Consider the following 7,964-nt stretch of genomic DNA (forward strand, 5'->3'; position numbering starts at 1 on the left):
CGCCTGCTCGCGCCAACGGGCGAGGACCCCTGCGTCGGGCGTGCGCGGCTCGGCGGCCCGGCCACCCAACCAGGCGGGACGCAGCGCGCGGCGATAGCGCCCGTAGCCGCCGAACAGCTCGTCGCCGCCTTCGCCGGTCAGCACGACGGTCAGGGTTCCCTTGGCGGCCTCGGCCAGCTTGTAGGTGGGCAGGCTGGCATAGTCGGCGGTGGGGTCGTCCATCGCCCAGGCGACCTGCGGCAGGATTCGCCAGAAGTCTTCCTCGTCAAACGTGGTCTCGCGCCAGTCGAGGTTCAGCGCCGTGGCGACCCGCTCGGCCTGGGCGCGTTCGTCGCGCGCGCCGGGCGCATCGAAGCCGCAGGTGAAGGCGGTGACCGGCCGCGCGTTCAACCGCGACATCAGGGTGGCGATGGTCGCCGAGTCGATGCCGCCGGACAGGAAGAGGCCATAGGGAACGTCGGAACGTTGGTGAACCTTGACGCTGTCTTCCAGCACGGCGTCCAGCCGCGAGAGCAGAGCGGTTTCATCGCCGCCGCGCACTGTGCGGACCGGGACGGCGAGGCGAACCCTATGGGCGACTAGCTTGCCGTCCACGACCTCGACGATCTCGCCCGGCGCCAGGCGTCGCAGGCCCTTGAAGATCGTCTCGTCGGTCAGGGTGTAGTTGAAGGCCAGCAGTTCGCGGGCGCGGTCCTCCGAAAGCTCCGGCGTGATCAGGCCGGCGGCGAGGAAGGCGCGAGGCTCCGAGGCGAAGGCCACCGAGCCCTCATGCTCCAGCACATAGAGCGGCTTGATGCCGAACGGATCGCGGACCAGCCAGGTGCGACCATCGGCGCCGATCAAGCAGAAGGCGTACATGCCGCGCAGGCGTTGGAAGGCGGCCGGGCCTTCCTGGGCGTAGATATGCAGCAGGGGTTCGAAGTCTGAGCCGGTGGCCAGTTGATCGGCCAGGCCGAACTCGGCGGCCAGTTCGACATAGTTGTAGATCTCGCCATTGCCGATGACGGTGCAGCCGGCGGCGTGCAGCGGCTGCCAGCCGCCTTCTAGGTCGATGATCGACAGTCGCGCATGGGCCAGAGAGCGGCCCGGCGTCTCCTCGACGAAGACGCCGTTGGGGCCGCGGTGAGTCAGGGCCTCGATCATGGGGCGAGCCGAGCCGCCCGGTCCGATGACGCCGGCGATGCCGCACATCACTCACCTCCGAAGTCGGCGAAGAGTTCGCGCCATTGGGCGACCACGGCGGCGGCGGAGAACTCCGCCTCGACTCGCGCGGCGCCATGCTGGGCTAGGCGAGCCCGCAACATCGGGTCGCCGAGCAGCCGATTGACGGCGGCGGCCAGCGCCTCGGGGTCGTCGATCGGAATCAACAAACCGTCCTGATCGTCGCGAATCAGGGCCGAGGGGCCTTGGCTGGCGGCGGCCACCACCGGCAGTTCGTGGGCCCAGGATTGGATGACCACATTGCCCAGCGGCTCGTATCGCGAGGGAAAAACGCAGATGTCGGCGGCGCGATAGAGCGCCGAGGGGTCGGTGCGCCAGCCCAAGAATCGCACGCGGTCGCCGACGCCCAGCGCATCGGCCATCGCCCGCAGCTTGGCTTCCAGACCGCCGACGCCCGCGATCCAGAGATGGGCCTCGGGGATTTTGGCGAGGGCGGCCAAGGAGACGTCGTGGGCTTTTGATTCGTGCAGGCGGCCCATGGCCAGCAGCAGCGGCACGTCCCGCGGCGTGTTCAGCGTGGCGCGGTCGGCGGGCGCGACATCGGGGGGCGTGGCGGCGAGATTGGGGATGTGGCGCACCTTGCCGGCCGGCCAGCCCTGGCTCACCACCCAGTCGGCGATGTCCTCGGTATTGGCGACCAGGTGATCGAAGCCTTTGTAATATTTGAGGTTGTAGTAACCGCCGAGCCGACCCACCCGCGCCCATGGCCCGCTGGGCGTATGACGCGCGGCGCGATTCATCCAGGCCAGGGCCAGTTTCACGTCGTGCTTCTGCGCGAAGTTCTTCAGCTTGGGCTTGGTGAGAATGTCGATCGGGCCGCCGAATCGGAAGACGCCCGAGGGCACGCCGACGCGGGCCAGGGCGGCCTCGCGATTGGCGTTCGTGCGGATCGCGGCGACCTGCTCGACCCCGTCGCCAGCAAGGGCTGCGACCAGATCTAGGAAGTAGGTTTCCGCGCCGCCTTCACCGGCGGTACCGAGGAGATGGAGGACGCTCATGCCGAGCAGAACCTAGCCGGGCTTTGCGCCGCACCCAAGCCGCTTGAAGATCAGAAAAAGCCCCCCTATAAACCGCGCCTCGCCGAAAGGTCCGGCGGCTGGATAGCTCAGATGGTTAGAGCGGTGGATTCATAACCCACAGGTCGGCGGTTCGATCCCGCCTCCAGCTACCACGGCTCACACCGCCAAGTGCGGATGGGGAGTTGAAGTCCGGCAAGGCCGGCATCTCCGATCAGAAACGGCGTAGCGATCTTGGCCACAAGCAGGCCCGCGAGGCGATCTTCTGCACTTTTGAACAAGGCTGCGCTGGCGTGCCGGTCCGGGCCTTGGCCGCCCCCCTGAAGACCTCGACGAAGCATTTCCTCGTCGGGAAAAAGTCCTGAAGCTGAGCCCGTGGCCGAATTCTCTGGCTTTGATCTTCGACAACAGCCATAGTGTTTTATCGAATGTCGCTTTGGTTCGGTTGCTCTCCACGCTTTTTCTTCGGATCGAGCCCGGGCCTACCAAGATCCTCTCCGAAAATTTGGTCGTGTGTCCTTATGGGGCGCGCGCGAAAACTCACACTTGAAAGATATTACTTATGACAACTGGCATCGTGAAGTGGTTCAACCCGACCAAGGGTTTCGGCTTCATCCAACCGGACGACGGTAGCCCGGACGTCTTCGTCCACATCTCGGCCGTGGAACGTTCGAGCCTCGGCTCGCTCCAAGAGGGCCAAAAGCTCAGCTACGAGCTCGAGCGCGATCAGCGCAGCGGCAAGATGTCCGCCGAGCAGCTTCAAGCCGCCTAAAGGTCAGGCTGCTCCGGGGAGGCTATTTCCTCCTCGGGGCGCCGATCTCTCTCGACGAACTACCTTCGACCTAGCGCGCCATTCGAAACTCGCAGGCGCGTCCAATCTGAAGCACCGGTTCTCGTGACCGTAGCGCGGCCCATGTCGCCGACGCCGCGAACAATCTGCAGCCGCGATTTGCGCAGCAGTTTCCAACCCAAGCCAGACCTTGCGGCCCGTCAGAGCAGCGCTGAAGCGCGCTCGACGGGGGCCGCCATCACCCCCAGGAATAAAATGTCTTTCACGACCGTCATCCGCCCTCGCAGGCAGCCTCTCGCCAACCCTTTGAACCATCCGCCTGTCGCTTGGGCCGCCCGGACCGGGCCACGCACGACCCTGCACCTCAAGCCCGCCGCCCAAGACCTGGGATCTTCGCTGTCGAAGGCGGAGAGCTGAGATGCAAGTGGGGATCAGCTACAATCACCAGACGGTCACGTTGGATGGCGAGACCTTCTCCAACTGCGAATTCGCAGCTTGCCGCCTGATCTATTCGGGGGGACCGCTGCCTGAGTTCGACGGCTGCCGTTTCGACGCTTGCGAATGGAAGTTCGAAGACGCGGCCGCCCATACGCTCTCCTATCTCCGGCTGATGTGGAACGTGGGCGCCAAGGCGGCCGTGCAGACCACGATCAAAGACATCACGGTCGCGGGACGCTGATCACCGGCGGCGCGAGCCAGGGCGGCGAGTCGCCGCCCAATCCCGCCCTGGACCCGGAACGCTGACAGATTGAGCGCGCCAAGCGCGCGGCGCCTAAGACTGCGGCGCCAAAGCGCGTTGTATCGATCGACGTCGTATTACGAATGGTACGGTTCGTAATACTCCGCCCACTGGCGGAATGAATGGCGAAGCGCCCTCCCAACTTGCGCGATTGAGCTTGAGCATGCCGGCCGAGTTGCTGGCCCGGCTCGACGCCATGGTTGCGCGGCGCAGTCTGCCGAGCCGCTCGCAGATGATCGCCGAACTCATCCGCCACGAACTGGCCGAGCATCGCGACGCCGGCGATGAAGATGTCCGCGCGGGCGCGATCACTCTCATCTATCGCACCGACAGCGGGCGGGTTCGGCAATCGCTGGCCCTCACACAGCAGGCGTTTCTGATGGAGGTGATTTCCTCTCAGCACGTCTTTCTCGAGGACGATCAGTCGCTCGAGGTCCTGTTGGTCCAGGGTCCATCGCACCGGCTTCAGAGCCTTTGCGATGAACTGCGCCGCATACGCGGGGTGCAGCAGATCAAACTCGTCACCACCACCGCCCTGCTGCCGCCTCTGCACGCCTATGGCGCGGCCCTTCTTCGGCTCGCCCAGATCGGAGACACCGAATGACGCTTTCCACCGCCGATCCCTACGGCGCACAGGCCCATGCGCGCGCGATGGCCGGGACCCGTGTCGAGGCCATGCCGACCGTGCCGGCCACCGCCGCCCCGCCGCCTCCGGGCGTCGCCGCGCGCGACCTGCTGTGGGTCGAGACGCTCGCGGCTGGCGGGTACGCAGCCAAGCGCTTGAACCGCGGCGCGCGAATGCGGATGACCGACGTCGGCGGCGACGCCTGCGCGGCCATGCTGATCTTCAGTGCTGAGCGGCCCGTTGAGCGCCTCAACGTCGCCGACACCCTGAAGGTCCAGTGGAACGCCTATCTGGGCCAGGGGCGCCTGCTGCTGTCCGACATGGGCAAGGTGCTGGCCAGCGTCGTGGAGGACACGGCGCAGACCCACGACGCCTTCTGCGGGGCCTCCAACGAGGCCTCGAACGCCCGCCGGTACGGCGACGGCTTCAACTGGGGCGACCATCCCAACGCCCGCGATCGCTTCATGCTGGCGCTCGCCAAGTTCGGGCTGGGGCGCAAGGACATCCATCCCTGTATCAACTGGTTCAAGGGCGTGAAGGTCGGCGAAGACGGCGCCACCCATCTCGAGGTTGGGCCTTTCACGCCGGGTCGGCAGGTGACGCTGCGCGCCGAGATGGACTTGATCGTGGTGCTGACTAACTGCCCCCACGTCCTCGATCCTCGCCCGGCCTACAGCGCCACTCCGCTGCAGGTCACCGCCTGGCGAGGCGCCCCGACGCCCGCCGACGATCCCATCCGCCTCGCGACGCCAGAGGGCCTGCGGGCCTTCCTGAACGTCGAAGACGATCTCCAGCGCTGAGGTTCCGATGTCAGACAACGCTCTATCCGGCCTGGTTGGGCCGATCGTCCTTGATGAGGTCGTCGCGGCGCGCGCCCCCTGGGACGCCCTGGTCCGCAAGGGCCAAACTCTGCGGATCGTCGACCTGAAAGGCAATCAGGCCGTCGACTTCCTGATGTACGCAGCCGCCGACGACGCCGAGCGCTACAGCGCCCAGGACACCATCGCCGCGCAAGGCAATCTGTTCCTGCGCGCCGGTGCGGTGCTGCTGTCCAACGAGGGCCGAGCCATGGCGACCCTGGTCGCCACGCCCGTCGCCTATCACGACACCATCGGCGGGGCGTGCTCGTGCGAGAGCAATACGCTGCGCTATGGCCACCACACCAAGGGACAGCACGCCTGCGTGGAGAACTTCCTGCAAGCCAACGCCCGCCATGGGCGCGGCAAACGCGACATGGTCTCCAACATCAATTGGTTCATGAACGTGCCGGTCGAACCCGACGGCGCCCTGGGCATCGTCGACGGCATTTCGGCGCCTGGGCTGTTCGTCGACCTGCGCGCTGAGATGGACCTGATCGCGGTCGTCTCCAACTGTCCGCAAATCAACAATCCCTGCAACGGCTTCGATCCGACGCCTGTGCGCATGATTATTTCGGGGTAGGGCGTGTTCCAGAAAGTCTTGATCGCGAACCGCGGCGCCATTGCGTGCCGCATCATCCGAACCCTGCGGACCATGGGTGTAAAGTCGGTGGCGGTGTTCTCCGACGCCGACGCCGGTTCGCTGCATGTCAGCCAGGCCGATGAGGCCGTTCGGGTCGGGCCCGCGCCCGCCGCGCAGAGCTATCTGGACGTCGAGGCGATCCTGCGCGCCGCCAAGGATACCGGGGCCGAGGCGATCCACCCCGGCTATGGCTTCCTCAGCGAGAACACCGCCTTCGCCGAGGCTTGCGAGGCGGCGGGGATCGCCTTCATAGGACCGACGCCAGACAACATCCGCGCCTTTGGCCTGAAGCACACCGCGCGTGATCTGGCCCAGGAACACGGCGTGCCGCTGGCGCCCGGCACCGACCTGCTCACCGACGCCGGCGCGGCGCTGGCGGCCGCCGAGCGGATCGGCTTTCCGGTCATCTTGAAGGCCACGGCCGGGGGCGGCGGGATCGGCATGCGGGTCTGCGAGGACGCCGCGGCGGTGGCCGACGCCTTCGCCGCGGTCTCGCGTCTGGGAACCTCGAACTTCGCCGACGGCGGGGTGTTCCTGGAGCGCTACGTCCGCCGCGCCCGCCATATCGAGGTGCAGATTTTTGGTGACGGCGAGGGCCGGGTGGTGGCGCTGGGCGAGCGTGACTGCTCGCTGCAGCGGCGCAACCAGAAGGTCATCGAGGAGACGCCCGCGCCGCACCTGCCGGCCGCGACGCGTCAGGCCTTGATGAGCGCCTCCGTGCGGCTGGGACAGGCGGTGAACTATCGCTCGGCCGGGACCGTCGAGTTCCTCTACGACTCCGATCGCGACGACTTCTTCTTCCTGGAAGTGAACACCCGCCTGCAGGTCGAGCATGGCGTCACCGAGCAGGTGACGGGCGTGGACCTTGTCGAGTGGATGATCCGCGGCGCGGCTGACGACTTCAGCTTCTTGGATGCGCCACTGCCGACGCCGCGCGGCGCCTCCATCCAGGCGCGCCTCTATGCCGAAGACCCCGGCCAGGACTATCGCCCCAGCTCGGGCGTACTGACGGAGGCGAGCTTCCCGAGCGACGCCCGCGTCGAGACCTGGGTCGCCGATGGCGCGGAGATCAGCGCCTATTACGACCCCATGCTGGCCAAGCTCATCGTCACGGCGCCGGATCGCCCCGCCGCCGTCGCCGTCTTGCAGGCCGCGTTGGATGCGACCCGGCTGGCGGGCGTGGAGACCAATCTGCACTGGCTGCGGCAGGTCGCGCGTAGCCAGGCCTTCACCAGTGGAGAGGTCTCGACCCGCGCCCTGGCCGAGATCGCCTACACCCCGCGCACCTTCCGGGTGCTGAGCGGGGGACCTTCGACCACGGTTCAGGATTATCCCGGCCGGCTTGGCTATTGGGACGTCGGCGTGCCGCCCTCCGGCCCGATGGATGGGCTGGCCTTCCGGTTGGGCAATCGGTTGGTCGGCAACCCCGACGGCGCGGCGGGGTTGGAGATCACCGCGCTCGGCCCGACCCTGGCGTTCAATCACGACGCCATCGTCTGCCTGACAGGCGCCGAGCTGGAGGCTAGCCTCGATGGGGCGCCGATCAGCGCCTATGCGCCGATCGAGGTCCGGGCAGGGCAGGTTCTGAAGCTCGGCCGGATCCGGGGCGCGGGGCTTCGCGCCTACCTGCTGGTTCACGGGGGCCTCGATGTTCCAGCCTATCTGGGCAGCCGGTCGAGCTTCACCCTGGGCGGCTTCGGCGGCCATGCCGGCCGCGCGTTGACGGCCGGCGACGTCCTGCACATCGGGCCAGCCTCGGGCGATCCAGAACCGATGCTCGATCCTGAACTTCGCCCGCACCTGACCAAGGCGTGGACCGTGCGCGTGCTCTATGGACCGCATGGGGCGCCGGACTTCTTCACAGCCAGCGATATCGAGATGGTCCGCGGCGCTGAGTGGAAGGTGCACTACAACTCCAACCGCACCGGCGTGCGCCTGATCGGGCCAAAGCCGGAGTGGGCGCGGCGCGACGGCGGGGAGGCGGGCCTGCACCCGTCGAACATCCACGACAACGCCTACGCCATCGGCGCGATCGACTTCACCGGCGACATGCCGATCATCCTGGGCCCGGAC

Annotated in this window: 9 protein-coding genes and 1 tRNA gene; 8 read left to right on the plus strand and 2 right to left on the minus strand. The window is 67.1% G+C overall.

From position 1 onward, the window contains the following. Together asnB and Q7T84_RS04760 are read right to left on the minus strand one after the other, a co-directional pair. Window positions 1-1,191 (minus strand): asparagine synthase (glutamine-hydrolyzing) (gene asnB, locus Q7T84_RS04755; RefSeq protein ID WP_304806565.1); only part of this gene is annotated, 1,191 nt, incomplete at its 3' end. Then, window positions 1,191-2,219: a glycosyltransferase gene (locus Q7T84_RS04760; protein WP_304806567.1), complete on the minus strand. Its 1,029-nt coding sequence runs from the start codon at window positions 2,217-2,219 to the stop codon at window positions 1,191-1,193. The genes Q7T84_RS04760 and asnB, both read right to left, overlap by 1 nt. A 96-nt stretch (window positions 2,220-2,315) precedes the next feature. Here Q7T84_RS04760 and Q7T84_RS04765 point away from each other — a divergent pair. The 8 genes from Q7T84_RS04765 to Q7T84_RS04800 all read left to right on the plus strand — a co-directional run. Then, window positions 2,316-2,392 (plus strand) — tRNA-Met (locus Q7T84_RS04765). A gap of 30 nt (window positions 2,393-2,422) precedes the next feature. Further along, a complete protein-coding gene (locus tag Q7T84_RS04770) occupies window positions 2,423-2,602 on the plus strand; it encodes a hypothetical protein (RefSeq protein ID WP_304806568.1) in 180 nt (59 codons plus the stop codon). Between the two features lie 197 nt (window positions 2,603-2,799). Beyond that, the gene (locus Q7T84_RS04775; protein ID WP_304806569.1) at window positions 2,800-3,009 is read left to right on the plus strand and encodes a cold-shock protein; all 210 of its coding nucleotides are present in this window, start codon (window positions 2,800-2,802) and stop codon (window positions 3,007-3,009) included. A 436-nt stretch (window positions 3,010-3,445) separates the two neighbouring features. Continuing rightward, window positions 3,446-3,706 (plus strand): hypothetical protein, encoded by a 261-nt coding sequence (locus tag Q7T84_RS04780; RefSeq protein ID WP_304806570.1) that lies wholly within the window; start codon window positions 3,446-3,448, stop codon window positions 3,704-3,706. 178 nt (window positions 3,707-3,884) lie between these two features. Continuing rightward, entirely contained in the window at window positions 3,885-4,370 is a 486-nt protein-coding gene (locus tag Q7T84_RS04785) for a CopG family ribbon-helix-helix protein (RefSeq protein ID WP_304806572.1), read from the plus strand. Beyond that, on the plus strand, window positions 4,367-5,191 hold the full coding sequence (locus tag Q7T84_RS04790) for an urea amidolyase associated protein UAAP1 (protein ID WP_304806573.1): 825 nt from the start codon (window positions 4,367-4,369) through the stop codon (window positions 5,189-5,191). Before Q7T84_RS04785 ends, Q7T84_RS04790 begins: the two co-directional genes overlap by 4 nt. A gap of 7 nt (window positions 5,192-5,198) precedes the next feature. Beyond that, on the plus strand, window positions 5,199-5,831 hold the full coding sequence (locus Q7T84_RS04795) for an urea amidolyase associated protein UAAP2 (protein ID WP_304806574.1): 633 nt from the start codon (window positions 5,199-5,201) through the stop codon (window positions 5,829-5,831). A 3-nt stretch (window positions 5,832-5,834) separates the two neighbouring features. Beyond that, on the plus strand, window positions 5,835-7,964 hold a 2,130-nt coding region (locus Q7T84_RS04800; RefSeq protein WP_304806575.1), incomplete at its 3' end, for a 5-oxoprolinase/urea amidolyase family protein.

It is taken from the genome of Phenylobacterium sp., from assembly GCF_030654915.1.
Lineage (GTDB): Bacteria > Pseudomonadota > Alphaproteobacteria > Caulobacterales > Caulobacteraceae > Phenylobacterium.

Coding starts and splice junctions, on each gene's coding strand:
- Q7T84_RS04775 (WP_304806569.1), top strand. CDS start 2,800: ATGACAACTGGCATCGTGAAGTGGTTCAACCCGACCAAGGGTTTCGGC.
- Q7T84_RS04790 (WP_304806573.1), top strand. CDS start 4,367: ATGACGCTTTCCACCGCCGATCCCTACGGCGCACAGGCCCATGCGCGC.
- Q7T84_RS04795 (WP_304806574.1), top strand. CDS start 5,199: ATGTCAGACAACGCTCTATCCGGCCTGGTTGGGCCGATCGTCCTTGAT.
- Q7T84_RS04760 (WP_304806567.1), bottom strand. CDS start 2,219: ATGAGCGTCCTCCATCTCCTCGGTACCGCCGGTGAAGGCGGCGCGGAA.
- Q7T84_RS04780 (WP_304806570.1), top strand. CDS start 3,446: ATGCAAGTGGGGATCAGCTACAATCACCAGACGGTCACGTTGGATGGC.
- Q7T84_RS04785 (WP_304806572.1), top strand. CDS start 3,885: ATGAATGGCGAAGCGCCCTCCCAACTTGCGCGATTGAGCTTGAGCATG.